The organism is Idiomarina sp. Sol25, from assembly GCF_033052775.1.
Taxonomy (GTDB): domain Bacteria; phylum Pseudomonadota; class Gammaproteobacteria; order Enterobacterales; family Alteromonadaceae; genus Idiomarina.
Genome location: NZ_JAUPEW010000001.1, coordinates 699,710 through 723,968, shown reverse-complemented (window position 1 = coordinate 723,968; position 24,259 = coordinate 699,710). Strand labels below are relative to the sequence as shown.

Annotated in this window: 26 protein-coding genes; 13 read left to right on the top strand and 13 right to left on the bottom strand. The window is 46.6% G+C overall.

Translation table 11 applies throughout. The features are described 5' to 3' along the window. Nucleotides 1–5 precede the first annotated feature (5 nt). Nucleotides 6–563 (bottom strand): flavodoxin domain-containing protein, encoded by a 558-nt coding sequence (locus Q5L94_RS03510; RefSeq protein WP_317497087.1) that lies wholly within the window; start codon nt 561–563, stop codon nt 6–8. Further along, nucleotides 563–910, bottom strand: a complete 348-nt coding sequence (arsC, locus tag Q5L94_RS03505; RefSeq protein ID WP_317497086.1) for an arsenate reductase (glutaredoxin) — start codon at nt 908–910, stop codon at nt 563–565. Before arsC ends, Q5L94_RS03510 begins: the two co-directional genes overlap by 1 nt. A gap of 70 nt (nt 911–980) precedes the next feature. Here arsC and Q5L94_RS03500 point away from each other — a divergent pair, with 70 nt between their 5' ends. Continuing rightward, a complete protein-coding gene (locus Q5L94_RS03500; protein ID WP_317497085.1) occupies nt 981–1,430 on the top strand; it encodes a TlpA disulfide reductase family protein in 450 nt (149 codons plus the stop codon). On the opposite strand, the gene Q5L94_RS03495 is transcribed toward Q5L94_RS03500, so the two are convergent. Further along, nucleotides 1,422–2,795: a M48 family metalloprotease gene (locus tag Q5L94_RS03495; RefSeq protein WP_317497084.1), complete on the bottom strand. Its 1,374-nt coding sequence runs from the start codon at nt 2,793–2,795 to the stop codon at nt 1,422–1,424. The two genes, Q5L94_RS03500 and Q5L94_RS03495, sit on opposite strands and share 9 nt — an antisense overlap. A gap of 223 nt (nt 2,796–3,018) precedes the next feature. Here Q5L94_RS03495 and Q5L94_RS03490 point away from each other — a divergent pair, with 223 nt between their 5' ends. Further along, a complete protein-coding gene (locus tag Q5L94_RS03490) occupies nt 3,019–4,098 on the top strand; it encodes an AI-2E family transporter (protein WP_317497083.1) in 1,080 nt (359 codons plus the stop codon). Between the two features lie 22 nt (nt 4,099–4,120). On the opposite strand, the gene bcp is transcribed toward Q5L94_RS03490, so the two are convergent. Then, nucleotides 4,121–4,591, bottom strand: a complete 471-nt coding sequence (gene bcp, locus Q5L94_RS03485) for a thioredoxin-dependent thiol peroxidase (protein WP_317497082.1) — start codon at nt 4,589–4,591, stop codon at nt 4,121–4,123. Nucleotides 4,592–4,768: 177 nt separating this feature from the next. Between bcp and dapA the strand changes: the two genes are divergently transcribed. The 3 genes from dapA to purC are packed head-to-tail and all read left to right on the top strand — an operon-like array spanning nt 4,769 to nt 7,484. Continuing rightward, a complete protein-coding gene (gene dapA, locus Q5L94_RS03480; protein ID WP_317497081.1) occupies nt 4,769–5,659 on the top strand; it encodes a 4-hydroxy-tetrahydrodipicolinate synthase in 891 nt (296 codons plus the stop codon). After that, complete coding sequence (bamC, locus tag Q5L94_RS03475; RefSeq protein ID WP_317497080.1) at nt 5,659–6,747, top strand: outer membrane protein assembly factor BamC; 1,089 nt, start codon at nt 5,659–5,661, stop codon at nt 6,745–6,747. The genes dapA and bamC overlap by 1 nt, the downstream gene beginning before the upstream one ends. 23 nt (nt 6,748–6,770) lie before the next feature. Then, nucleotides 6,771–7,484, top strand: coding sequence for a phosphoribosylaminoimidazolesuccinocarboxamide synthase (gene purC, locus Q5L94_RS03470; RefSeq protein ID WP_317497079.1), 714 nt, complete (start codon nt 6,771–6,773; stop codon nt 7,482–7,484). Here purC and Q5L94_RS03465 read toward each other — a convergent pair. From Q5L94_RS03465 to Q5L94_RS03445, 5 genes are read right to left on the bottom strand one after another with little or no spacing between them, the layout of a single operon-like run. Continuing rightward, a complete protein-coding gene (locus Q5L94_RS03465; protein ID WP_317497078.1) occupies nt 7,481–7,645 on the bottom strand; it encodes a DUF2897 family protein in 165 nt (54 codons plus the stop codon). The genes purC and Q5L94_RS03465 overlap by 4 nt on opposite strands. Then, a complete protein-coding gene (locus Q5L94_RS03460; protein WP_317497077.1) occupies nt 7,630–8,325 on the bottom strand; it encodes a M15 family metallopeptidase in 696 nt (231 codons plus the stop codon). The genes Q5L94_RS03465 and Q5L94_RS03460 overlap by 16 nt, the downstream gene beginning before the upstream one ends. Then, complete coding sequence (dapE, locus tag Q5L94_RS03455; protein WP_317497076.1) at nt 8,319–9,449, bottom strand: succinyl-diaminopimelate desuccinylase; 1,131 nt, start codon at nt 9,447–9,449, stop codon at nt 8,319–8,321. Before dapE ends, Q5L94_RS03460 begins: the two co-directional genes overlap by 7 nt. Next, nucleotides 9,446–9,790: an arsenate reductase gene (locus tag Q5L94_RS03450; RefSeq protein WP_317497075.1), complete on the bottom strand. Its 345-nt coding sequence runs from the start codon at nt 9,788–9,790 to the stop codon at nt 9,446–9,448. Before Q5L94_RS03450 ends, dapE begins: the two co-directional genes overlap by 4 nt. A 20-nt stretch (nt 9,791–9,810) precedes the next feature. Continuing rightward, complete coding sequence (locus Q5L94_RS03445) at nt 9,811–10,359, bottom strand: PTS glucose transporter subunit IIA (RefSeq protein ID WP_317497074.1); 549 nt, start codon at nt 10,357–10,359, stop codon at nt 9,811–9,813. 139 nt (nt 10,360–10,498) lie between these two features. On the opposite strand from Q5L94_RS03445, the gene yfbV reads away from it, so the two are divergent. After that, nucleotides 10,499–10,933, top strand: a complete 435-nt coding sequence (gene yfbV / locus Q5L94_RS03440) for a terminus macrodomain insulation protein YfbV (RefSeq protein WP_317497073.1) — start codon at nt 10,499–10,501, stop codon at nt 10,931–10,933. A gap of 24 nt (nt 10,934–10,957) precedes the next feature. Here yfbV and xthA read toward each other — a convergent pair whose 3' ends face one another. Continuing rightward, nucleotides 10,958–11,767, bottom strand: a complete 810-nt coding sequence (gene xthA, locus Q5L94_RS03435; RefSeq protein ID WP_317497072.1) for an exodeoxyribonuclease III — start codon at nt 11,765–11,767, stop codon at nt 10,958–10,960. A gap of 121 nt (nt 11,768–11,888) precedes the next feature. On the opposite strand from xthA, the gene Q5L94_RS03430 reads away from it, so the two are divergent. Further along, nucleotides 11,889–12,212, top strand: coding sequence for a DUF3392 domain-containing protein (locus tag Q5L94_RS03430; RefSeq protein WP_253620053.1), 324 nt, complete (start codon nt 11,889–11,891; stop codon nt 12,210–12,212). Between the two features lie 14 nt (nt 12,213–12,226). Then, nucleotides 12,227–13,294, top strand: coding sequence for an alpha/beta hydrolase (locus Q5L94_RS03425; protein WP_317497071.1), 1,068 nt, complete (start codon nt 12,227–12,229; stop codon nt 13,292–13,294). Between the two features lies 1 nt (nt 13,295). Here Q5L94_RS03425 and Q5L94_RS03420 read toward each other — a convergent pair whose 3' ends face one another. Beyond that, the gene (locus Q5L94_RS03420; RefSeq protein WP_317497070.1) at nt 13,296–13,766 is read right to left on the bottom strand and encodes a hypothetical protein; all 471 of its coding nucleotides are present in this window, start codon (nt 13,764–13,766) and stop codon (nt 13,296–13,298) included. A gap of 101 nt (nt 13,767–13,867) precedes the next feature. Here Q5L94_RS03420 and Q5L94_RS03415 point away from each other — a divergent pair, with 101 nt between their 5' ends. From Q5L94_RS03415 to Q5L94_RS03400, 4 genes are all read left to right on the top strand, one after another. Next, nucleotides 13,868–15,802: a PAS domain-containing hybrid sensor histidine kinase/response regulator gene (locus Q5L94_RS03415; RefSeq protein ID WP_317497069.1), complete on the top strand. Its 1,935-nt coding sequence runs from the start codon at nt 13,868–13,870 to the stop codon at nt 15,800–15,802. 61 nt (nt 15,803–15,863) lie between these two features. Next, nucleotides 15,864–16,700: a MoxR family ATPase gene (locus Q5L94_RS03410; protein WP_317497068.1), complete on the top strand. Its 837-nt coding sequence runs from the start codon at nt 15,864–15,866 to the stop codon at nt 16,698–16,700. A gap of 8 nt (nt 16,701–16,708) precedes the next feature. Continuing rightward, a complete protein-coding gene (locus Q5L94_RS03405; RefSeq protein ID WP_317497067.1) occupies nt 16,709–17,878 on the top strand; it encodes a vWA domain-containing protein in 1,170 nt (389 codons plus the stop codon). Beyond that, nucleotides 17,875–19,269 carry a phospholipase D family protein gene (locus Q5L94_RS03400; protein ID WP_317497066.1) on the top strand — a complete coding sequence of 465 codons (1,395 nt, stop codon included), beginning with the start codon at nt 17,875–17,877 and terminating at the stop codon, nt 19,267–19,269. Before Q5L94_RS03405 ends, Q5L94_RS03400 begins: the two co-directional genes overlap by 4 nt. A 17-nt stretch (nt 19,270–19,286) precedes the next feature. Here Q5L94_RS03400 and Q5L94_RS03395 read toward each other — a convergent pair whose 3' ends face one another. Both Q5L94_RS03395 and Q5L94_RS03390 read right to left on the bottom strand, forming a co-directional pair. Further along, nucleotides 19,287–20,162, bottom strand: coding sequence for an MBL fold metallo-hydrolase (locus tag Q5L94_RS03395; RefSeq protein ID WP_317497065.1), 876 nt, complete (start codon nt 20,160–20,162; stop codon nt 19,287–19,289). Continuing rightward, the gene (locus tag Q5L94_RS03390) at nt 20,159–23,071 is read right to left on the bottom strand and encodes a diguanylate cyclase (protein ID WP_317497064.1); all 2,913 of its coding nucleotides are present in this window, start codon (nt 23,069–23,071) and stop codon (nt 20,159–20,161) included. Before Q5L94_RS03390 ends, Q5L94_RS03395 begins: the two co-directional genes overlap by 4 nt. Nucleotides 23,072–23,207: 136 nt before the next feature. On the opposite strand from Q5L94_RS03390, the gene Q5L94_RS03385 reads away from it, so the two are divergent. Continuing rightward, nucleotides 23,208–24,257, top strand: a complete 1,050-nt coding sequence (locus Q5L94_RS03385) for an NAD(P)-dependent alcohol dehydrogenase (RefSeq protein ID WP_317497063.1) — start codon at nt 23,208–23,210, stop codon at nt 24,255–24,257. The last annotated feature ends 2 nt before the right edge of the window (nt 24,258–24,259 follow it).

Below are 24,259 nucleotides of genomic sequence, written 5' to 3'. Positions count from 1 at the left end.
AATTCCTATGATGAGAGCTTAGAAGCGGTTTGCGTGACTCGTTTACCTAAAGCGATAGCACATTGCTTTTCATGGTCAGTTAACTTACTGCTGTGCTCATGATGGCTGGCACCATAAGGTGAACCTCCGGACTGAGTCTGATGCAGAGCCGGTTCAGAATAAGGAATGCCAATCAGCATCATGCCATGATGCAGCAGCGGTAAAGCCAGAGTCAGCAGGGTGGATTCCTGCCCCCCATGCAGTGAACTGGAGGAGGTGAATACCGCACCGGGTTTGTCCGTTAACGTAGCCTGTAACCATTCGCGCGAGGTGCCTTCCCAGAACTTTTGCAAGCTTGAGGCCATATGACCGAAGCGGGTCGGACTGCCCAGAATAAGGGCATCACAGCTTTCAAGATCGGCGTTTTCAATTTCCAGATCGCGGTCACTGACGGCGTCGCTGCCGTGCCCGGTGCTGCGTAAAACCGCTTCGCCTCCGGCTGCCGTTACACCTTCTGCTATGGCATCAGCAAGCTGTTGAGTAGCCCCATTACGGCTGTAATAAAGAATAACGACGCGGGTCATTATAAAATATCCAGTACAGCTTCAGGAGGGCGGCCAATGGCTGCTTTATTACCCTGAATAACAATAGGGCGCTCAATAAGCTTAGGATTGTTAACCATTGCGGTAATCAATTCATCTTCGTTATTGATACCGGCCAGACCAAGCTCTTTATAAACGTCTTCTTTTTTGCGCATTAGCTGATCGGCAGAGAGCCCTAATTTCTCCAGAATCTCTTTTAGTTCTGCAGCATTAGGCGGCGTTTTAAGGTATTCAACAACGTCCGGCTCAATGTCATTCTGCTTGAGTAATTCAAGGGTCTGTCTTGATTTTGAGCAACGCGGGTTATGATAAATTGTTACTTGGCTCATAAGTATCGTACCTTGTAGTATCTGATTATTTGGTAAGTATGAGTCAATAGTAACGTAATTGAGGTAAGGAATGAAACTGAGAACGTTAGTGTGCGCGGCAGCTGCTTTGCTGATAACAGCTTGCTCGCAAGAGCCGGATGTGGTTACCGATGCCGACAATGAGCTTCGCTGGGGCAACCTCGGCGAAAAAACGGTGGTGGTAAACTACTTTGCTGAGTGGTGCGCTCCTTGTTTAAGAGAGTTACCGGAGTTAAACGAATTTAATCAGCACAAAGCAAAAGATGTAGAGTTAATAGGTGTCAGTTTTGACCCAATGTCTAACGCGGAACTGACTGAACTGAAACAGCGCCATGGCATTGAGTTTCAGTTGGCGCTGATGGAACCAGCGCCGAAGTTTCCCTTTCAGCGCCCGCAGATGTTACCGGCTACTTACGTCATAAAGCCCGATGGCAGTGTCAAAGGACCTTTAATGGGTGAGCAGGATCTAGAGTCGCTGGAAAATGCGGTTAGTTCACATTAACGACTTTATTTGCTGCTCTAAGCTGCGCATTTGATCAATACGTGCATTCAGACGTTTATGCGTCAAATCGTTATCTGTATGGTTATGCGCGGTGTGCAGCTGGTCAATGGCCAGCCGGAAGTTTCCTCTTAATGCCAGTGCTTCAGCGCGAGTTTCGTACATGGCGGCTCGCTTACCACTGCGCTCATAAACCTGAGTGAGAAGGTCAAGCGCCAGCGCATGCTTTGGCTGTTTCAATAAAAAGTCGCGCAGAAGCTTCTCAGCTAACTCTGTGTCTTTTGCTTTGAGTGCCGCGTTAGCAAAGTTAAGCGTAATGACAGGCTCAGTCGGCTGCTGAATGTACTTGCCTCGTAGCCAGCTTAGAACCGTCTCGTAGTCTTCTTGCGCCAACAGAATATCGGTTTGTACATCAATGTAGAAGGGGTCATCAGGATAGCGCTCAAGTAGTGGCTGCATGAGCTTATAAGCTAAATCAATGTTGCCGTTGTCTAGCGCTCGTATGGCTAAACCATATTGCCCGGCTTGTTGGTTAATTGAATTGCTACTGGAGCGCATAGATTCAAAATCACTGTTCGTGGTGTTGCCAATGTACCGAGCCTGAACTCTGGTTTTAGCCAAGGCAAAGTCAAGGCTGGGAGCCACATCTACCCGTTGCATATTTTCAGCGCGAGCACGTGTGTCGGCTATGCGGGACTCGGGCAACGGGTGCGTCATAAGCATTTCCGGGGGCTTGCTGACATAGCGGTATTTTTCTGCCAACCGCCCGAAAAAATCGGGCGCGCCACGGGGATCAAAGCCGGCGGCTAACAACGTAGAGAGGCCTATACGGTCAGCTTCCATTTCATACAGCCGAGTGTAATTAATTTGCGACTGACCAGCCATGCCCATTGTGGCGTATAGGCCTGCAGCACCGGCCTCAGGGTTGGCCATACCGATTAAAATAGAGCCAATGATACCGGCTATGGTCATGGGCATACTGCGCTGTTGTTCCTGCATCCGGCGAACTATGTGACGTTGAGTAATGTGCGCAACCTCGTGTCCAAGTACCGCCGCGAGTTCTGACTCGGTTCTGGCTTCGTTAATCAGTCCCGTATGCACACCTACGTAGCCGCCCATGAAAGCGAAGGCGTTTATCTCTTTGTTATTTATCCAGAAAAAGTTAAAAGGGTAGCGCACGCCGCCGGTATTCCTGACCAACCGCTGGCCTATGCTGTTTAAATAACTGTCTAATACCGGATCGTGAACAATGGGCGCTTGTGAGCGTACCTGACGCATGTAAAAGTCACCGACAACACGTTCACGTTCAATACTCATGAAAGCCGCGCCGGTAGTTCCAATTTCAGGTAAACGTCGATTATCCTGCATGGCGCTGCCGGGAGCACTAAAGCTGATTGCAAAACTTAATAAACAAGCGGTGAAAGTGTGTATTATTTTGGTGGACATCAACTACTCATAGGCCAAATGAAATGGATTTAATCTGTTCTTAAGAACAAAATTCTTATCTTTAGTTCCTTTTTACTCTATGGGGTTATGGAAAGATTGCAAGGACTGATATTATCATCTCAACAAAGGTTAAGAGATAGTGGTTATGTGGGAATACATTCAACGGTGGTATCAACGGAAATTTTCTGACCCTAATGCAGTAACGTTGTTTCTGTTGCTGGTTGTTGTGGTATTGGTCATTGTGTTTTTCGGGAGCCTAATTGCACCATTGTTAATTGCTATTTCTCTAGCGTATTTGCTGGATTGGCCGGTAATGCGACTGATGGGGCTTGGCTTATCTCGTTTAACTGCCACGATTATTACCTTCTCGTTATTTCTGGCATTAATGATGGTTACTTTGCTGACTCTGGTACCGGTTATATGGCAGCAAAGTACCACTTTGATCCAGGAAATGCCGGAGATGGTCACGAATTTGCAAATTTGGTTGCATAAATTGCCGGAAATGTTCCCGACTATTGTCGATGACAGTCAAATTACTGAATTTACACAGGAAGTAAAAAGACGAGCAGTGAGTTTAGGGGAAAGCCTGTTAACGGTTTCATTAACCTCTATCGTGGACGTCATGGCCATGCTGGTTTACCTTATCATCGTGCCGCTTTTAATCTTTTTTATGCTAAAAGACCGCGATATATTGATTGCTCATTTCAGCCGCCTATTGCCCTCAAATCGTCAGTTAATTTCGCAGGTAGGGCAAGAGATGAACCTGCAAATTATGAACTACATTCGCGGCAAGGCGATTGAAGTGGTGGTGGTGGCGATAGTTACTTTTGTAACCTTTAGCTTATTTGGACTGCGCTACTCGGCGCTGCTTTCCATTATGGTTGGTTTATCGGTTTTAATTCCATATGTTGGCGCTGCGGTCGCAACCATTCCGGTGGTGTTAGTGGCTTTATTTCAGTTTGGACCAACGGCGGCATTTGTTTGGGTCACCGTGGCTTATCTGATCATTCAGGCTTTGGATGGTAACTTACTGGTACCGCTACTGTTTTCAGAGGCAATAAGTTTAAACCCAGTCTACATTATTGCTGCGGTATTAATTTTTGGCGGCATATGGGGGTTCTGGGGCGTGTTCTTTGCGATTCCTCTGGCCAGTCTGGTCAAAGCGGTATTGACAGCTTGGGACAGTGGTACCGGGGAAAAAGCAGAAGAGCAAACACCGCTTTAGTGCGGTATTTGCTCTATAGAGCTTAAGCTTGCTTAAGGTGTTCCAGCACCACGTCGTGGTGCTCTTTGGTCTTAAATTTATTAAATACTTTTGAAATGCTTCCGTCCTGCTCTACTAAAAAGCTAATACGGTGAATACCGTCGTATTCTTTACCCATAAACTTTTTCAGGCCCCATACGCCAAAATCTTCAGCCACTTTATGGTCTTCGTCGCTTAACAAGGTGAAGTTCAGCTCATCTCTGTCAGTAAATTTTGCTAAGCGCTTAGGCGCATCCGGGCTTATACCAACAGAGACAACGTTAAATTCCTCAAGCTGCTTGCGGCTGTCCCGTAAGTTTTGTGCCTGCACTGTGCAACCCGGTGTCATTGCTTTTGGGTAAAAGTAAACCAGTACCCTGTTCTTTTTTAACAACTCCGATAAGGTCACTGAGTTCTCGTTCGCATCCGGTAAAGTAAAGTCAGGCGCTTTATCGCCCTGTTGCAGTGTCTGCATTGCATTCTCCTGGAACTTAGTTAACAGTGCGAACATCATAGCGGACAGATGCCGTCTTGGAAAATGCCATACCGGCAAAAGTTTATGGAACCTTCTTGGCAAGTTAGGTTCCTATCACTTGTGTTTCGTCAGGGCTGGCATTACCATTGGAGCCCCAATTTAGGACTTGGAGAATGTATGCTTAAGGGCAGTATTGTCGCTTTAGTTACCCCTTTTACAAAATATGGCAATGTTGATTACAGTGAACTCGAGTTTCTGGTTAATAAACATTGCGAAGCGGGTACCGACGCTATTGTAGCGGTTGGCACGACAGGGGAGTCAACAACCTTAACGCATGAAGAACACATTGATGTCGTTAACGCCATGGTCGAACTGAGTGCCGGGCGCATTGATATTATTGCTGGAAACGGTTCAAATTCGACCAGCGAAGCCGTGCAACTTACAGAAAAAATGACCCAGGCGGGTGTCAGTGGCTTCTTAAATGTTACGCCATACTACAATAAACCTTCTTTAACTGGCCTGGTTGCACATTATAAGGCCTGCGCCGATGCCACGGATAAACCTCAAATTTTATATAATGTTCCGGGGCGGACTAGCCTTGATATGACACCAGATATGGTCGAACAGTTGGCAAAAATTGATAACGTTATTGGTATAAAAGAAGCGACCGGTGACCTGAGTCGGGTACAGGAACTTAAAAAGCGCTGTGGCGATGATTTTATCTTATTAAGCGGTGACGATCCTACCGCACGCGAATTTATGTTCGCGGGTGGTCATGGTGTTATCAGTGTTACTGCTAATATTGTTCCTGCCAAAATGAAAGAACTGGTAACTGCGGCACTCGCTGATGACAAAGAAAACGCGAATCAGCTCGATGCTGAGCTGGCACCTTTGCATAATATGTTATTCGTTGAATCCAACCCCATTCCGGTAAAATGGTCGCTTGCATTAATGGGCTGGGTCAGCGCAAATTATCGTCTGCCATTGACACCTCCGGAAGAGAGTAATCAACAATTGATTGAGTCAGTGTTACAGAAAGCAAACCTACTGAATATTCAGGAGTCGTAATGAAATTGTCTCGCCTTGCGTGGATGGGCGTAGCTGCCGTAGTTGTAACAGGTTGTTCGTCGGTAGAGAAAGAACGTGCCAGCGGCGGGTTTGAATATGTGAACATTCAACCTACTGCCACACTGAATATTCCGGATGGTCTGGAGAAGCCGGAAAAAGGAACGCAATATCAAATTCCGGATACGAACATAGCACCGGCTCCAGTTGGTTATAAAGTCAATATTATGGCTCCGCAACAGGTTCGTCCTATTGGACTGGGTAGTCGGGTGTTAGAAACTGAAACCGAAACCCGGGTGTACTTTGACATTGTCGACGGTATGGGCGATTCAGTAACCGAATTTGTTCGTCAGGCGGCATTTGATGTACTCGAAAGACGCGACGTTCAATGGGAAGAAGCCGGTGATAATCGTTGGCTTACTGAACAAATGACGGTACAGCAAACCATTGAGGGCGACAGCGGATTTTTCGGCATTGGCGGAGAGAGTGACAGTGATCTGGAAAGAACTTTCCGTTATGAATTGACTCAGGAAACCGAATCGCATCAACGCAGCACCGCACTGCGAGTCGATATTAACGACTTCACTCAGGTTGTTGGTGGTGAGCAGCAAGAAGTTGCGCCTTTGGTGGTTCGTAATTTGGAAGCTGACTTACTCAACGCGATTATTTCGGAAGTTAACCGGAAACAACAACTGGCTGTAGCTCGTGAAAAAGCGGCCGGTATCGAAACCCGCTTGTCAAAAGCTGCAGAAGGGAATTCGGTTTTCATTGTTGAAGACAGTTTTGAGCAAGCATGGCCATTAGTTAATTTAGCTCTTCAGAATATTGGTTTTGAGGTTGAAGATTTAAACCGCGAGACAGGAACCTATTTTGTTGAGTACAGCGAACCCGGCAGTGGCTTCCTGTTCATTGGTGGTGATGACTACGAAGACCTGGGCATTGCTGCAGGCGAGTACGAATTCCGTTTACTGGAAGATGGTGAGAATACCTCGGTTACTGTTTACCAGGGTGACGAAATTGTCTCTGACGAATGGGTTAATCAAGTATTTGAAGCCTTTAAAAACGCTGTTAAACAGCAAAGCCAACTTTAACTTAAGCGCGAGTGGAAAGATTCATGGAAAAACGCAGTGAACTGTATCGGGGAAAAGCAAAGACGGTCTACCATACCGACGATCCTAACCGCCTGGTGCTGGAGTTTCGTAATGATACTTCAGCGTTCGACGGCGAAAAGGTCGAACAGCTTGATGACAAAGGCATGGTGAACAATAAGTTTAATCATTTTATTATGTCGAAGCTGGAAGAAGCGGGTATACCGACGCAGTTAGATGAGCGCTTGAGCGATACCGAGTCTTTGGTTAAAAAATTAGATATGATACCGGTAGAATGCGTTGTCCGTAACGTGGCAGCAGGTTCTCTGGTGCGCCGTTTAGGTGTTGAAGAAGGCAAAGAGCTAAACCCACCGACATTCGAATTTTTCTTAAAGAACGACGCGCTGCACGACCCTATGGTCAACGAATATCATATCCAGGCCTTTGGCTGGGCAACAGCAGAGCAAATTGAGAAAATGAAAGACCTAACCTTTAAAGTGAACGACGTTTTAAAAGCTCTGTTTGCTGATGCGGGTCTGTTGTTGGTGGATTACAAGCTTGAGTTTGGCGTGTTTGACGGCCGAATTATGCTTGGCGATGAGTTTACTCCGGATGGTTGCCGCCTTTGGGACGCAGAAACTCGCGAAAAGCTCGATAAAGACCGTTTTCGCCAGGGCTTAGGCGGTGTTGTTGAAGCCTACCGTGAAGTGGCTAAGCGCCTTGGCGTAACGCTGGGCTAATCTTTATTTTTGTTTGTAGTGTCCTGGTCGGAGTCATCTTCAGTTTTGGATGATTTCGTATCAGGCCATTTAAACTTAGCGGTATACTTCAGCACCATGAGGTTACTTACAATCACGCCTACTACCAGTAATATTATTAACCACACTAAATAGCCGTCCATCCGTCGTCCTCCGTTATTGTATCAATGTACTGATTCTTTATTTGTGTTAGGTTATCCAGGATAATGGGTTTCCCCTCTATGGCTAACGAGCCTATGGTTTCTGCTAACAGTTCGAGGCTTAATTGCTTACGGCACTTCTGTGAGAGTGCGCGGTAGCTTAAGTGCCAGGGCTCCTGTGCTACACCGCCCTGATAGCGTGCATAAGGAAAGAAAAAACCACTTTTGTGGGCATGCCGGGTTAGCCATTGCCAAAGTTCGTGACAAGGGCCGGATTGGTCAATGTACTCGCCGGGAACTAATTGCAGTTTCAGTTCTCTGCCCTGAAAAGGGCGGGGGTCGTAAATATCAAAATCACTTCCCCAGTGGTGACGGCTACTGCCCGGTAATGCAGACCAATGCAAAATGGCGTGCATTTTCTCTACGTCGTCTAAGTTTGATGCATCCAGTAGCTCGCCCTCTTTGGAGCGAAGGGGAAGCTTACCCCGCCATTTTCTATTCCAGATAGACAGTTGCCGGTCCAGTGAGCGGAAGCCACTGGCTATGGCTAACTCAATACCGTCAGCAGCCGCTGCTTTTTGCATGGCGAGATAAGCTTCTGCTGCATCGGGATACAGTTTTTGCCCATCGACTGCGGTTAAGTGTGTTTCGCAGGCACCTGTCAGTTCTGTGCTGCTTAACATAAAAGCTTCTCCAGACAACGGTAATAAACGTCACTGAGTTTATCTAAATCATTGACTTTAACGCATTCGTTCACTTTGTGAATGGTAGCATTTACGGGTCCCAGCTCAATGACCTGAGCTCCGGTCGGGGCGATAAAGCGTCCATCAGATGTGCCGCCTGCAGTAGAAAGTGTGGTTGAAAACCCACATTCGTGTTCAATTGCCGCCTGCACGGCTTCAACTAACGCGCCTGACTCCGTTAAAAAGGGTGGTCCGTTAAGCTTCCACTGCAGGTTGTATTTTAACGAGTGCTTATCGAGAATGGCCTCTACTCGTTGCTTAATTTTTTCGGCTGTGAGCTCAGTCGAAAAGCGGAAGTTAAACTGGGTATCAATACGCCCGGGGATAACATTGCCTGCACCGGTTCCCGCCTGAATATTAGAGACCTGAAACGTGGTTGGCGGGAAACTGGCGTTACCTTTGTCCCATTCTTCATTAATCAGCTCGCTGAGTGCCGGGGCAAGATCATGGACCGGATTTTTCGCCAAATGTGGATAAGCAACGTGACCCTGTATACCTAAAACAGTCAAATCTCCGGTTAAGCTGCCTCTGCGACCGTTCTTAACGATATCACCCAGGGTGTCCGTACTGGACGGCTCTCCGACAATACACCAATCTATGTTTTCGTTACGTTCCTGCAGTGTTTCAATGACACGCTTGGTGCCATTAATAAAGGGGCCCTCCTCGTCACTGGTTATGAGGAAGCTTATGTCGGCATCGACATTCGGATAGTCTTTAATAAACCGTTCCGTCGCGGTTACCATCGCCGCCAGGCTGCCTTTCATATCAGCGGCTCCGCGTCCGTATAAATACCCTTCGTGTGTCGTCGGTTCAAACGGTGGAAACTGCCAGTCATTGATGTCGCCGGGCGGAACAACGTCGGTATGGCCAGCGAAGCAAAACAGTTTACGGCCTTGCCCACGCCTTGCCCACAAATTAGTGGTGTCTTCAAATATCATAGACTCAAGGTTGAAGCCCTGAGCCGCAAGCCGCTCACCGATAAGTTGCTGACAGCCTTCGTCTTCTGGTGTAATCGACGGGCGGGAAATGAGCTCACGGGCAAGCTGTAATGTCTCTGAACTCATAAGTAGCGTTCGCTCCAGAGTTTCTCATTAAAACCACAATGAACAGCCTGGCCGGACTCAACTAATGGACGTTTAAACAGCGTTGGTTGTTCGGCAACTAATTCCGCTATGGCATTAGCGTCGTCAAAAGATTTTTGCTCATCTGACAGGTTGCGCCAGCTGGTGCTGCGCTTGTTCAGTAAAGATTCCGCCGGCAGTTTTTGTAACCAGCCGCTGACGGTTTCTTTTTGCAGTGGCTGCTGGCGAACATCAATAAATTCGTAATCGACTTCGTTTTTATCTAACCATTTAAGTGATTTTTTAACGGTGTCGCAGTTTTTAATGCCATAAACGCGCAACATAGGTAGAGCTCCTGTCGATGTTAATAAGTAATAAGCGGACTGTCTTTCGCAGTAATAAATCCAGCGTTTAGCCATTGCGGTGATTCGCTACCGTGCCCGGAGTTTAATGAACAAAGCAAGACAGCAAGGCGTTGTTGTGACGGCTTTAAGCTGCGCAGTAGCGACTGGTTAATCTTAACCAGAGGATCGCCATACTTAACCTCTGCCTGTTCGCGACAAAGCACAGTTAAAGCTGCATGATGTCCGAACGCATCGCCAGAACCTATGACCAATTGTAAGGAATAGGTGTCGTTTAAGCGTAACGACAAGTAATCGCCACTACTGCTGATGTGGGTCAATGAACCATCGGCGGGGGCGTATAGTGTGCTGCCGGTCACCTCAATGACAATGCCTTTGCCAAGCAGGCCATGTTGGCATACTGCGGCTGAAGGTTGTACTGCTATGATGCGACCGGTTACCGGCGCATAAAGAGAAGGAAGCTGACTTATTGTCACTGCTGACACCATGCGACTGACTAATTCAGGTAGTATAGTGGCAAAGCTAAAGCTTCCGTGCAACTGTATCCACATTAACTGTGGATATCTTTGTGAACTACACGGTTGTAAGAGTGTAACTAAATGAAAAATAAAGATAATATTAAAAGTGCGAATATCATACAATAGCTCAGTAATCGATTATAATTACAGCAGGTTTGTTTAAGAGGTCACCATGAGTCGTTCACTTTTTGCGGTTTTAAGAGATGGAAAGAGGTATGCCGATAAATGGCCTCATCATTCAGTTGTTGCCGCTATGGCAGAGTCGCGAATTATCCCCATAACTCGCAAAGCTATTAGCTGGACTCCGGGAATAGCGGTACTCAATGCTGCGCTGACATGGCAGTTTATGCCGCAGGAGCAGTTTGCACCAGGGCTGATGCTGTCACTCATTATGTTGAGCTTACCCTTGCAGGGATTGTATTGGCTAGGCTGGCGCTCCAGACAACCATTAAAGCCAATGCTACGGAGTTGGTATAAAGAGCTGAGAGATAAACTGAGAAAGCAGGGCATTGAGTGTCAGCCGCAGGGTGAGAAAGGCCCTGAATATATGGATTTGGCGATTATTTTGCGTAAAGCACTGGAAACATTGCCGCCGGAAGAGCATTAAGGCCAGCCGACGGCAAAATAATTATCAGTCTCTAAAGGTAGACCAGACAGGCGCATGATCCGAAGGTTTTTCTATACCCCTTAGCTCATAGTCTATACCGCTGTCTTTGCATTGCTCGGCAAGAGCTTTAGTGGCAAGGATAAGATCGATGCGTAAACCCCGGTTGTCATCAAAGCCACGTGAGCGGTAATCAAACCAGCTGAACTGGTTATCCACATCCGGGTTCAGCTGACGATAAGTATCAGTAAAACCCCAGTTCATTAATCTTTGTATCCATTCCCGTTCTTCCGGAAGGAAGCTGCATTTCCCTGTTTTAAGCCAGCGTTTGGCGTTGTTCTCACCAATACCAATATCCAAATCGATACGGGATATATTCACATCCCCCATAACAATTACCGGCTGATCAGGCGAAAGGTCGTTATCCAGGTAGCTCATTAAGTCCTGATAAAACTTTTCTTTAGCCGGAAATTTCGTAGGGTGGTCACGGCTTTCGCCCTGCGGGAAGTAGCCATTTAGAATACGTACATGCCCACCCTCTGCCAGCGGATAATCACCCATTATCATGCGGCGCTGCGCTTCATCATCGTCAGTAGGGAAGCCAAACTGCGGATTCTCCAGTGGTTTTTTACTGAGCATGGCCACGCCGTAATGACCTTTCTGGCCGTGGTAAATAACGTGATAACCCATGGCTTCCACGTCTTTTAACGGAAACTGGTCGTCGTGTACTTTGGTTTCCTGCAGGCCGATAACATCGGGCTGATGTTTATCAATTAATGCCTGTAACTGATGCAGTCGCGCTCGTATGCCATTGATATTGAATGAAATGATTTTCATGAAATGTCCTGTAAATAAGCCTCTTTATCGGCTTAGGATAACACAGCAAAGCGCAAACTTGGGATGCGAAAGCGACAGAAAATTCGTATACTCGAGCGATGCTTTTAAGAGGGGTACTAGCGTGCAGAATGTGTTAAATAATTTGGGCATGATGATCCGCCCTCATTTTTACGAATTAGCTATGGCGATCATTGCCACTTTATTGGTTATTTACGGCGCTGAAGTAAACCGCATGGTGAAAAGGCAGGTAGCGCACTGGCACTTTGTGTTCAGGACTTTGGTCTTTATTGTGGTTTGTGCTTTTGGTTACGGTTGGCTGACCGTCTGGTTTACGCCTGTTTTAGCCGGCTGGTTAAGTCTTATTCCTTTGCATCTGCTGGCGGTCAGTACCATTGGAATATTATTCTTCTTAGGTTTTCTCGCAGAAAGAAAACGACAACTGTAAAACAGGGAAGTTGTATGACGGATTGGATTAATATAAAAGCAGGCTCGTCGGCTTATCAGCATATTCAGGAGCAGGGGCTGAGAGCCGACGACATCAGTTTGCTGTTAGGTGCCTCCGGCGGACCGAAGTGGTTTGTGCTTCAGGGATTTGATAAATGGATGTTCGGGGAATTCTTTAAAGATAAGAAAGCGCCGCTGAATACTCTGGGAACTTCTGCCGGGGCCTGGCGTTTCGCGGCATTAGGGCAACAAGACCCAGTTGCTGCCAGCGATTTATTTTGTCGTTTGTACAGAACCCAGACTTACAGTGCAAAGCCCGACAGAAATGAAATTACCAGCGAAGCCAAAGACTTGCTGGCCAAGTACGTTCCTGATCAGGCGGTAACAGAAATACTGGGACAGTTAGCGGTTCGCCATCATTTTATTGTGGCACGTTGCCGGGGCTGGACAGCAGCCGAAACAAAAAAGCAGATGCTGGGATTACTAAGTTCAGCTTTCGCCAACAGCTTGAACCGCCGCTGGTTAGGCCGGTTTTATGAGCGTGTTATCTTTCATCATCCACAATCAGACTTAAGCTTTGCAAAAAGCTGGAACGACTTACCGACACACCATGTTGAACTGACCCAAAATAACTTTCAGAAAGCGTTGCTGGCGACCGGTTCAATTCCTTTGGTACTGGACGGTGTGGCCGATATTCCCGGAGCACCTAAAGGTATTTATCGTGATGGTGGTGTTACCGATTATCACTTTGACCTGGACTTCTCTGACGTGAATGGTTTGGTGCTTTACCCTCACTTTCATAAAGAAGCCATTCCGGGTTGGTTCGATAAACGATTGAGTTGGCGCAGAACCACCGGTAAGACATGGCCGGGTGTCGTGTTTATTACGCCGTCGGAAGATTTTATTCAATCACTGCCTTACGGGAAAATTCCCGACCGCACTGACTTTGCCAAGCTGGACGCTTCAACTCGTATTGATTACTGGGAAAAAGCGGTGGACGCGGGAAAACGTATGGCGGATCAACTTCAGGATTGGGTTGCTACCGGGAAAATACGAGAAAAAACAAAGTTGTGGTTACCTTAGCCTACAAACCATGCACGTCAAAACTGGCGTCGCAAATTTGTTCAAAGCGCTCGGCGGCAAGCTGGCGGGCGCTGTTTAATTGTCTTGCCGTCAGCTTGTGCAGAAAACCATCAATAATTTTAGCGGCTTCGTTTTCACCGGCCCGATCCGCTAAGGTTAGCCAGCAACACGCATGAAAAATACTCTCTGGTAAATCCTTACCTTGTAAAAACATTTGCCCTAAGTACAACATAGCCTTGCTGTGACCAAATAACGCTGCACGCCGAAAGTGCTTGGCGGCTTCAAATCCTTGTTCTGCTTTAAGTAAGTCTGCGGCTCGAACGTAATGATGCTTTGCAAAACGTTGCCAGTATTCAGGGCCCCGGATGGTTGGCTTTTGTCGACCAGGCAAACGGGTTTGCGCCAACTCTATGAGTTGATCAACTTGTGTCAGCAGAGCTGTTTGCCATTCATTGACGTTTGCCTGGGTCATCCGAGTTTCGTTGTTTTTATGTTATTGTTTTTGCCAGTGTACACCAAGTTGCTACTGCGGCAAACTGGTTGCAAGAAAGCCTTTAAAGTGAGTCCGAATAAATGCCGACACGTATTTCCAATGAAAACCTCGCAGCTCTGCTGAATGTGGGAAGTCATTTAAGTCTGTTTATCTGGGAAGATGCTCCGGGATGGCCGGTGCGTTTTGTTTCAGACAACATAGAAGACCTTTTAGGGTATAAGAAAACGCGTTTAGAAAGCCATGAACTTCAGTACCGGGATCTTATTCATCAGGACGACTTGCCCCGAGTCATGGAGGAAGTCAATTCACTTCTTATCAAGAAGTCCGGCTCTTCATTGACTCATCAGGATTATCGCGTAAAGCATGCTAACGGACACGACGTATGGGTATCCGATACCACGGTATTATTACGCTACGAAGATGGGGAGAATCATCTTTACGGTTATTTAATTGATATTACTGAGCGGAAGCAGCTGCAAATTGCGCTTGAAATGGAACGTAATCGGTTACGTCTGATTTTGGACGCGACCCGTTTAGGCACCTGGGAGTGGAACCCACAAACCGGCGTTACCATTTTTAACCAACGCTGGGCCAGTATGTTTGGCTGGGACGTCTGCGAGCTGGAGGCGAATGTAGAAAGCTGGTCGAGCCGATTACACCCTGAAGATTACGACGACGTATGGCAGGCCATTAAAAACCACCTGGACGGAGTAACGCCTTTTTACGAGAGTCTTCATCGTATAAGGCATCGTGATGGTCATTGGGTTTATGTGCTGGACCGCGGAAAAATCATAGAGCGGGACAGCGAGGGCAGAGCCATTCGTTATACCGGAACCGTTACCGATGTGTCGGAACAGAAAAAAGCCGAGTTAGATGCGTTAAAAGCCGCTCATGCAAAAAATGTGTTTCTGGCGAATATGTCACACGAAATCAGAACTCCGTTACACGGTATACTGGGTATCGCGTCTGTGCTGGAGTCAACTGAGCTTAACCCACATCAACAGCAATTGCTGGGCACAATAAAAAATAGCGGCGATTATCTGCTCACGACGTTAAATGATGTGCTTGATTTAACCCAGGCCGAAGAGGGGCAACTAAAAGTCAAAAGGGGTGTTCACTCGCCGGCAAAGGTGTTAAGTCACGTCATTCAGCTGTTTGAACAGCCGATAAAAGAGAAAGGCCTGGTATTTATTATTGATATTGATGCCGATATTCCGAAGCGAACATTAATGGATCGGGCTCGTATTGCTCAGGTGGTCAGTAATTTAGTCAGCAATGCTTTAAAGTTTACCGAACGAGGCTCCATAGCGATTAAAGCAAGCTGGGAAGCTGATAGCGAAAAGCAAAACGAAGGCGACCTTATCGTAAAAGTAAAGGATACCGGAGTAGGTATTTATGATACTCAGCGTATTTGGCAGCTTTTTGAGCAAGAGCAGGATGGATTAAACCGTACGGAAGGCGGCAGCGGGCTGGGGCTTGCTATAGTGCGTAACCTGGTGCAGTTATTAAACGGTACGATTCAGGTGGATAGCGAACCTGAACAGGGGTCCTGTTTCACGCTTTGCATACCAATGAGCGTTCAGCCTGAAAGCTTAAACCAACCGGAGCCGAATGATGTGCCTAAGTTATCGAAAAAACAGGTTCTGGTCGTTGATGATAATAAAATCAACCAATTGATAATAAAAGAAATGTTGCTGTCACTTGACCAGTATGTTGATTTGGTAAGCGATGCCCATAACGCGTTAAAGATGATGCAGGCCAGAGACTACGACGTGCTGTTTATGGATCTTCATATGCCGCATATGGATGGTATGGAAGCGACCAGAACGTTGCGGAATATGCACATTCATCAACCTTACGTGATTGCGCTTACTGCGGATGCCTATCCCGAAACACGAACCCAGGCATTGCGTTCTGGTATGGACGATTACGTGACAAAACCCTTTGTTAAAGCCGATATAGCGAGAGTGCTGGAGCGCTTTGAACTGATGTTATCCAGAAAGCCCACCGATTAGCACCGCCAGAGTGTCTGTTGTACCATAGGTTCAATTTTAAGCTTAATGTAAAGGATATAGAATGGAATTTAGCAGTAGCTCTCAGTATGTCGTGTCGCAAGAACTGGCGACAGCCGTCAATGCCGCCGTAACACTAGAGAAGCCTTTATTACTGAAAGGTGAGCCGGGCACGGGTAAAACTCGTCTTGCCGAGGAACTGGCAAATGCTTTAGATACCGAGTTGCTGCAATGGTCAATTAAATCGACTACAAAAGCACAGCAGGGCCTGTATGAATACGATGCTGTCTCTCGTTTGCGTGATAGTCAGCTGGGCAGTGAAAAAGTACACGATATTAGTAACTACATTCGCCCCGGTAAATTGTGGCAGGCGTTTACCGCGGAAAAACGTCCGGTTCTGCTCATTGATGAAATTGATAAAGCGGATGTTGAGTTTCCGAATGACTTGTTGCACGAATTGGACCAAATGGCGTTTCACGTTTATGAAACCGGTGAGCAAATTAAAGCCGAGCAACGCCCTATTGTGCTTATTACCTCGAACAATGAAAAAGCTTTGCCCGATGCGTTTTTACGCCGCTGCTTTTTCCACTACATTCAGTTTCCTGACAGTGACACATTAAAAGCCATTGTCGATGTCCATTTCCCGGATTTACACCGTGATTTACTGGATACCGCGTTAGCGCTGTTCTTTGAATTGAGAGATGTGCCCGGGCTGAAGAAAAAGCCGTCGACATCGGAGTTACTGGATTGGTTGCGCTTATTATTGGTTGAAGATATTGATGCTAATGAATTGCGTAAAAGCCGTAAACAAGGCGGCCTACTGCCTTTATCAGGTGCGTTACTTAAACACGAACAAGATGTGGAGCGCTTAGCTGAATACGCTCGCATTCAACGGCGCTAATTCGCATTATGTTTATAGATTTTTTTCAAACCCTGCGACGGCACGGACTAAAGACCAGTATTACCGAATGGCTGGATTTACTCAGTGCCATGAAAGCCAACTTAGCTTTCGCTGATGTAGAGCAATTTTATTATTTATCGCGACTTATTCTGGTAAAAGATGAGTCCCAGTATGACAAGTTCGACCGTGCCTTCAGCGAATATGTGGATAAAGTTGCCAAAGTTGATGTGACTGAGAAAATTCCGAAGGACTGGTTAGAGAATGCCTTGAAACGCAAGCTGAGCGATGAAGAAAAGAGTAAAGTTCAGCAGTTGGGCAGTCTGGATGAGCTCATGAAAACTTTTCAGGAGCGCTTAAAAGAACAGCAAAAACGCCATCAGGGCGGCTCTAAGTGGATAGGCACAGGTGGAACTTCGCCTTTTGGTGCTTATGGTTATCATCCCGGTGGTATCCGTATTGGACAGGGTGGCAACCGAAACCGCAGCGCAGCTAAAGTATGGGACAAGCGGGAGTTCCGCGACCTGGACGATAATGCCCGGCTTGAGCAGCGTGGTTTTCAGGTGGCGCTTAGGAAGCTGCGTCAGTTTGCCCGCACCGGCGCCGCGACAGAGCTCGATTTAAACGGCACCATCGAAGCTACCTCAAAAAAAGGCGGTTTACTTGACTTGAAGTGGCAGTCTGAGCGCCATAATGCCGTTAAAATCATTCTGCTGCTAGACGTTGGCGGCTCAATGGATGACTATGTGTATCAGTGCGAGCAGTTGTTCACCGCACTAAAAAACGAGTTCAAGCATCTGGAGTTGTTTTACTTTCATAACTGCGTGTATGAAGGCGTGTGGCGGGAAAATTCGCGCCGGCGTGAGGAGCAAATTCCGACTGAGCAGTTAATTCAGACTTATGGCGAGGACTATAAGCTGCTATTTGTCGGCGATGCTACTATGGGGCCGTATGAAATAGCTTACCCGGGTGGCAGTGTCGAACACTGGAATGAAGAGCCCGGCGAAGCCTGGATGAACCGGTTGACTGGTCATTTTGAAAAAGTCGCCTGGCTTAACCCGCAGCCAGAGGAGCATTGGCGTTATTATATGTCGGTTAGAATGATTCACGACTTAGTGGGTGGAAGAATGTACCCATTGACTCTTGATGGACTTGAAAGGGCAATGAGCAGACTGCGATGACACCTTTACTGCCCGGGTGCCCGGACAATCAGTTTAAATTGCTGGAAGATGCTCACCGGGCGCTGATTGAACGAGTGAGGTTAATACGCCAGGCCCGGCAGCACATTGCGTTACAGTACTATTTGTGGCGCCCTGACAGCAGTGGGCTTACCCTGCTGAAGGAGTTACTGGATGCCGTTGAGCGTGGTGTGCGGGTTGATCTCCTGCTGGATGATTTGCACAGCAAACCGTTAGAACCTTTATTGCGAGATTTATCCTCCCGCGCTAATTTCAATATTAAGCTTTTTAATCCTTTTAAGCACAGACGCTGGCGCTGGCTAAACTGGTTAACCGACTTTAAGCGCATGAACCGGCGAATGCATAATAAATCGATGCTGGTAGATGCTGAAGTAGGTATTGTCGGTGGGCGAAATGTTGGTAACGAGTATTTTGGTACACATGCCGGGCAATTGTTCTCCGATCTTGATGTGATAGCAAAAGGCAACATCGTTAAGACGTTACTTGAGGACTGGCAGCAATACTGGAACTGTTCTTTATCGGTTGCGGTTAACGCCATAAGGTCGTCGGATAAACCCCGATTGTTTGACGATATTTGGATGGGTTATCAAAAGCAACCGGAGCTTAGAGATTTACACCAGTTTGTGCTTTCTGATGAACACCTTACGGGCACTCCCCAAAGTGACACTGAAACCTGGTATAGGGCTACCGGGACGGTTGTCAGCGACGACCCTTTAAAAGCTCAGCCTGATAGCAAACCGAGCCGTCTGGTGACGCAGCAGCTGACGCAAACTCTGGGTTTGGCAAAGCGATCTATTGTTATGGTTTCTCCTTACTTTGTACCAACGCCTACGGGGGTTAAAGAGCTGGAGAATTTGTCGGAGCAGGGAATAAAAATCCGAGTGTTGACTAATTCACTGGCAGTAACTGACGTTCCGGCGGTACATGCGGGCTACCAGCGACATCGACGTCGTCTGTTGTTGTCCGGCGTAAAGCTGTTTGAGCTAAAACGCACCGAGGAAAAACCCTTACGCAAAGATATGCGCCCTTATTTCAGGCGTTCGGCGTCGAGCCTGCATGCTAAAACCGTGACAGTGGACAGTGAGAAAGTTTTTGTTGGGTCATTTAATTTTGACTCGCGTTCAGCGCAAATTAACACAGAGTCTGGGCTTTTAATTGAGTCAGCGGAGATGGCGCAGAGAATTAACGCGATGTTTGAGCACGAATTGCCGTTACGAACCTATGAGGCCCGAATTAATCGTTTTTATAAACTGTACTGGCTGGATAAAAGTAAAATACCGGCGTTACGACTCTACAAAGAGCCGGGAGCCGGTATTTGGCGACGCCTGGCGGTTTGGTTAACCGCCAGGTTACCGGTTGATCATTTACTCTAGCTTAGAGTTGCTATTAATTATAAGCGATTCAGTGGAACCTTCAGGTAGACGGTACCGTTATCTTCTGCAGGCGGGAGCTGTCCGGCGCGAATGTTTACCTGAATTGATGGAATAATGAGTCGGGGCATATTCAGTGTCGCGTCGCGTTCTTCACGCCATTTCACAAACTGCGCTTCTGTGGCTTTGCCGCCAACGTGAATGTTATTTCGCTTTTGATCCGCTATCGTCGTTTTGCATTGATGTTGACGTCCTTCCGGCGGGTAGTCGTGGCAAATATACACTTCGGTGGTGTCTTCCAGTTCAAACAATTTTTGAATAGAACAGTACAGGGTACTCGCGCTGCCGCCCGGAAAATCACATCTGGCTGTGCCTACATCGGGGTTAAAAAGTGTGTCGCCGACAAACACTTTGTTTTCATTAATTACGTACGCAATATCTGCGGGTGTGTGTCCCGGTGTATGTATCACCCGAATTGTCATTGAACCTAGGTGAAAGGTCTCGCCATCTTGCAGAAGTTTGTCAAAATGTTCTCCGTTAGGGAGAAATTCTTTGTCCAGGTTATAAACCTGCTTAAACGTTTTCTGCACTTCTGTAATGTGTTCACCAATAGCAATAGGTGCCCGTAGATGTTCTTTCAAATAAGGTGCCGCGCTTAAGTGATCTGCATGAGCGTGAGTTTCTAATAACCATGCAACATTAAGCTTATTGTCTTTAACAAACTCGATAATACGGTTAGCGCCTTCGGTGTAGGTCTTCCCGGAGGCATAATCAAAGTCGAGTACCGGATCAATAACAATGGCGTCTTTACTTTCTGAATCGTAAACGACATAGCTGAAAGTTTCGCTGTCGTTATCTAAAAACGCCTCAATCTGAATTTTCTCTACTTCACTCATGGTTTTGACTCCACGCGGTTGCGGCCTTCACTCTTGGCCTGGTACAGAGCTTTATCTGCAGCAACGAGTAAACTTGAATGGTCAGCATAGTGGTAGCTGCTTGCTACACCAATACTAACGGTAATCTTCATATCCTCAACTAAATCGTCAAAGCGGGTTGTGGCAATACGCTCGCGCATTCTCTCACTAGCTTCTCTGGCAACTTCCAGTTCAGAGTTGGTAATGAGGACCGCAAATTCTTCGCCCCCCCAGCGGGCAACGTAGTCTATCTCTCTTATTTCATCATTTAAAATTTCGGCCAGACGAATAAGCACTTTATCACCGATAGTATGTAAATAGCGGTCATTAACTTCTTTAAAATAATCGACATCAAGAATGGCCAGACTTAGATAGGTTCCGTCGCGGCGACAGCGATTCAGTTCATGTTGCAGGTGCTCATCAAACGCCCGACGGTTACCCAGGTTAGTCAGAGGATCTTGTCGAGCCATGGTCTCTAAATCGGCGGTTTTCTCTTTGACCATTTGTTCAAGTTGTAAACGAGTTTTGTTGTATTGATTAAGACGCGCGCGAACGATAATTAAAATCAACAGGGCAGTGATCAAAGAGGCAAAAATCCAGAACCAGGGTTGCATCCAAAAATGAGCTGACTGTCGAAATGAAAAATAGTCGGGTTGGCTCCACTGGCCTCCTGGGTATCTTGCTCTTACCTGAAAAACATAGTCTTCTGCTGGCAAAGTCGTGTATTCAACCGAATTGAATGAGTTTTTATCCACCCAGTCTTCATCAAAACCTTCTAAGCGTACCTGATAATCAATGTGCTCAGCCATAAGGTAACCGGGAGCAACGAATTCAAATACAATGCGGTCAGTATCTGCGCCCAACTCTTCGCCAAAAATCACGGTTTTGTTGTCCGCTTTTACCGACTCAATATTGACCTCCGGAGGGAGGTTACCAATTTTGGTGATGGTATTCGGGTCAACGACAGAGACGCCTTTACTTGTTGCCAGCCAGATGCGGCCATCGGAACTCTCGAGAATTGAAGGGCCACCGGTATTAATTTGGGCACTTTCAAGACCATCAACTTCGGTATAACGCTGAAAGTCCAGCGTGTCTGCTTGTCCATTTAAAACCTCTGTAAATGAGTCATGTTCCACCATGATCGGCCCCCGGCTTGAGCCAAGCCAAAGGTTTCCATCGCCGTCAAAGGCAACGGACATAAAATTATCGAAGGGAAGCCCGGTATCACGGTTAAAAATCTGCCAGCTATCCTTATCGATATTGTGAACAATCAGTCCGCGGTCGGTTGCCAGCCACACATAATCGCCTCGCTCAGTAATATGAAAGGCGAGCTGTGCATTATTAAGGTTAGCTAAATCAAGGGGAGTAATTTGATAATTAAAACCTTCATCGCCGGCAATAATGTCTATTTGCGCAACCCCACCACCGGAACTTACCCAAAGTGTCCCGTACTTATCCAGATACAACGCCATAACAAAGTCATTAGACAGTATATCCTCTAAAGGAATATGCTGAGATACCCAAGTGCTTTGCGTATTTTGATACAAATGGGTGACGCCATTTGGTGTGGCTAGAAAAATTCCGAGTTGCTCATCGATTGCAATTTGCCGCACTTCATTTGATTGGAGCAAGTCATCATTAGTAAAATGTTGGGTAACTTTTTCACCGTCCCAGATATAAAGACCGTCGGTGTAACTGCCAATATAAAGGTTTTGTTCGTCGTCATAAGCCAGAGATAACACGGACAAATCGCTTAATAGGGTGTCCGCGGCCAGCGGGGCGATATCAAGTTTATTAATAACAGACACCCCAACACTTGAACCGACAATAATTTCTCCGTTCTTATTCTCAGCTACAGCTCTTACATAGTCTCCTGTGAGCCCATCTTTAGTCGTATAAGAGGCAAATAAGGAGTCTCTGAGTTGCACAAGGCCCCCGTGTGTTGCCACCCAAACGCTGCTTTCTTTGTCCTGAATAATGTCGAGCACGTGATTATTCGGTAAACCCTGTTCAGTGCTGAATTTTTCGATACCCGACTGGTTTATTCTTATCAAGCCGTCCTGGTAGGTTCCTAGCCAGATTTGGTTGTCGGCAGTCTGGAAAATAGTACTTATTCTGCTGTCAATTTCAGGTTTAAAAGCTTCAAACTCGGTATCATTAACCTGTTTATAAAGGCCTTTCTCTGTACCGACGATTAAATGGTTATCGTCTAGCTCGAATAAAGTGATAATAACGTCCTCTGGAATCGTTGTTATATCGATAAACTTCGACTTACCCGCTTTTTTAACCTGCAGACCTTTATTTGTCGCCGCCCAGAGGTTTCCATCGGAATCAACAAAAGAGTCAAAAATGAACATAGAATCTAAACCATGTTCGGTGGTGAACTGGGCAATACGCTCATTATTTTTATAAACAAGTATGCCCAGCGTTGCAGTCGAGACCCAGAGGTTACAGTTGCTATCAATGGCTAAATCGTTAACAAAAGGCGGTGCTGACTGAAGTGTTTGCCAATGGCCATCATAAAAACGGGCTATGCCGCCTCGGTTACCGGCAACGTATACGCTGCCATCGCAAGGGCTATAAGCTAAGGTATACATACCTATATCGGGTAACCCGGTCTCGCGTAAATTATCGTAGATATCAAAGCGACGACCATTAAAACGGGTAGGTCCCTGCCAGGTTGCAAACCACAAATAGCCTTTATCATCTTGAATAATTTCGTTGATAGAGTTGTGAGGCAAACCGTCGCGGGTTTCCCAGTGTCGAATCAAATAGTCGCTCAGTGGACGTTTTTCATTTTCTGCACTATTTTCATCAACAAAAGCTGTCGCCACTGACACTTTCAGAGACAGAAACAGGGCAACCAGCAGTAAGGAAAAGTGATACTTCATAGGTCTTCAATTATTGAACAGTATTTTTGAATGGTATGTTGTCCCTGACTGGGTTGCAATAACTCAAAAGGACTACAATCTAAAAAATGAATTGATGAGTACATTAGTGTGATAAATCAAATTAAAGGAGCAACAAATGACGAAAGCCTATGCCGCGCAATCAGAAACTTCTGAGTTAGCCCCTCATCCAATAGAGCGTCGTGAATTGCGTAGTGACGATGTTGCTATTGATATCACATACTGTGGCGTATGCCATACCGATATTCATTATGCAGAAAACGACTGGGGCGGAACGATTTACCCGGTTGTGCCGGGGCACGAGATTATCGGAAAAGTCACGGCTGTCGGCGATAATGTGAAGGGCTTTAAAGTAGGAGACTCGGTTGGAGTGGGTTGCATGGTCGACTCTTGTCGCGAGTGTTCTTCATGTGAGCAGGGGCTGGAGCAGTATTGTCTGAACGGAATGGTTCCAACCTACAACGGTGAAGATTTGCACGATAAAAGTGTGACTTACGGCGGCTACTCAGAAAAGATAGTGGTCAGTGATCGTTTCGTGGTGCGAGTACCGGAAAAACTCGACCCGGCAAAAGCAGCGCCATTATTGTGTGCTGGCATTACAACTTATTCTCCGCTGCGTCACTTTGGTGTGAGAGAAGGGCATAAAGTGGGTGTTATTGGCATGGGTGGCCTGGGTCACATGGGCGTCAAGTTCGCCAAAGCTATGGGCGCCGAAGTCACTATTTTTACTCGTTCGGAAAGTAAAGTTGCTGAAGCAAAACGACAAGGTGCAGACAATGTCATCATCTCAACCGACGATGAGCAAATGGAAGCGGCCGCTGAGACGTTTGATTTCTTGTTGGATACTGTACCGGTGCAACATGATTTAAACCCTTATATTAACTGTCTTAAAGTTGATGGCACTCATATTCTGGTCGGTTTACTGGAACCGGTTGACCCAGCGTTGCAAGCCGGAGCACTGGTAATGAAGCGCCGTGTGTTGGCAGGCTCTTTAATTGGCGGTATTCCTGAAACTCAGGAAATGCTGGATTTCTGTGCCGAGCACAACATCCACTGTGATGTCGAAATGCTTGATATCCAGAATATTAACGAGGCTTTTGTACGTATGAAAAAAGGCGATGTGAAATACCGTTTCGTTATCGATATGGACACATTAAAGCAGTCTTAAAC

Coding starts and splice junctions, on each gene's coding strand:
- dapE (WP_317497076.1), bottom strand. CDS start 9,449: ATGAGTTCAGAGACATTACAGCTTGCCCGTGAGCTCATTTCCCGCCCG.
- Q5L94_RS03400 (WP_317497066.1), top strand. CDS start 17,875: ATGACACCTTTACTGCCCGGGTGCCCGGACAATCAGTTTAAATTGCTG.
- Q5L94_RS03405 (WP_317497067.1), top strand. CDS start 16,709: ATGTTTATAGATTTTTTTCAAACCCTGCGACGGCACGGACTAAAGACC.
- Q5L94_RS03450 (WP_317497075.1), bottom strand. CDS start 9,790: ATGTTGCGCGTTTATGGCATTAAAAACTGCGACACCGTTAAAAAATCA.
- Q5L94_RS03460 (WP_317497077.1), bottom strand. CDS start 8,325: ATGTTAAGCAGCACAGAACTGACAGGTGCCTGCGAAACACACTTAACC.
- Q5L94_RS03495 (WP_317497084.1), bottom strand. CDS start 2,795: ATGCAGGATAATCGACGTTTACCTGAAATTGGAACTACCGGCGCGGCT.
- yfbV (WP_317497073.1), top strand. CDS start 10,499: ATGAGTCGTTCACTTTTTGCGGTTTTAAGAGATGGAAAGAGGTATGCC.
- Q5L94_RS03410 (WP_317497068.1), top strand. CDS start 15,864: ATGGAATTTAGCAGTAGCTCTCAGTATGTCGTGTCGCAAGAACTGGCG.
- Q5L94_RS03500 (WP_317497085.1), top strand. CDS start 981: ATGAAACTGAGAACGTTAGTGTGCGCGGCAGCTGCTTTGCTGATAACA.
- bamC (WP_317497080.1), top strand. CDS start 5,659: ATGAAATTGTCTCGCCTTGCGTGGATGGGCGTAGCTGCCGTAGTTGTA.
- arsC (WP_317497086.1), bottom strand. CDS start 910: ATGAGCCAAGTAACAATTTATCATAACCCGCGTTGCTCAAAATCAAGA.
- Q5L94_RS03395 (WP_317497065.1), bottom strand. CDS start 20,162: ATGAGTGAAGTAGAGAAAATTCAGATTGAGGCGTTTTTAGATAACGAC.
- Q5L94_RS03385 (WP_317497063.1), top strand. CDS start 23,208: ATGACGAAAGCCTATGCCGCGCAATCAGAAACTTCTGAGTTAGCCCCT.
- Q5L94_RS03510 (WP_317497087.1), bottom strand. CDS start 563: ATGACCCGCGTCGTTATTCTTTATTACAGCCGTAATGGGGCTACTCAA.
- Q5L94_RS03490 (WP_317497083.1), top strand. CDS start 3,019: ATGTGGGAATACATTCAACGGTGGTATCAACGGAAATTTTCTGACCCT.
- Q5L94_RS03420 (WP_317497070.1), bottom strand. CDS start 13,766: ATGACCCAGGCAAACGTCAATGAATGGCAAACAGCTCTGCTGACACAA.
- dapA (WP_317497081.1), top strand. CDS start 4,769: ATGCTTAAGGGCAGTATTGTCGCTTTAGTTACCCCTTTTACAAAATAT.
- Q5L94_RS03425 (WP_317497071.1), top strand. CDS start 12,227: ATGACGGATTGGATTAATATAAAAGCAGGCTCGTCGGCTTATCAGCAT.
- xthA (WP_317497072.1), bottom strand. CDS start 11,767: ATGAAAATCATTTCATTCAATATCAATGGCATACGAGCGCGACTGCAT.
- Q5L94_RS03390 (WP_317497064.1), bottom strand. CDS start 23,071: ATGAAGTATCACTTTTCCTTACTGCTGGTTGCCCTGTTTCTGTCTCTG.
- bcp (WP_317497082.1), bottom strand. CDS start 4,591: ATGCAGACACTGCAACAGGGCGATAAAGCGCCTGACTTTACTTTACCG.
- Q5L94_RS03415 (WP_317497069.1), top strand. CDS start 13,868: ATGCCGACACGTATTTCCAATGAAAACCTCGCAGCTCTGCTGAATGTG.
- Q5L94_RS03445 (WP_317497074.1), bottom strand. CDS start 10,359: ATGTGGATACAGTTGCACGGAAGCTTTAGCTTTGCCACTATACTACCT.
- purC (WP_317497079.1), top strand. CDS start 6,771: ATGGAAAAACGCAGTGAACTGTATCGGGGAAAAGCAAAGACGGTCTAC.
- Q5L94_RS03465 (WP_317497078.1), bottom strand. CDS start 7,645: ATGGACGGCTATTTAGTGTGGTTAATAATATTACTGGTAGTAGGCGTG.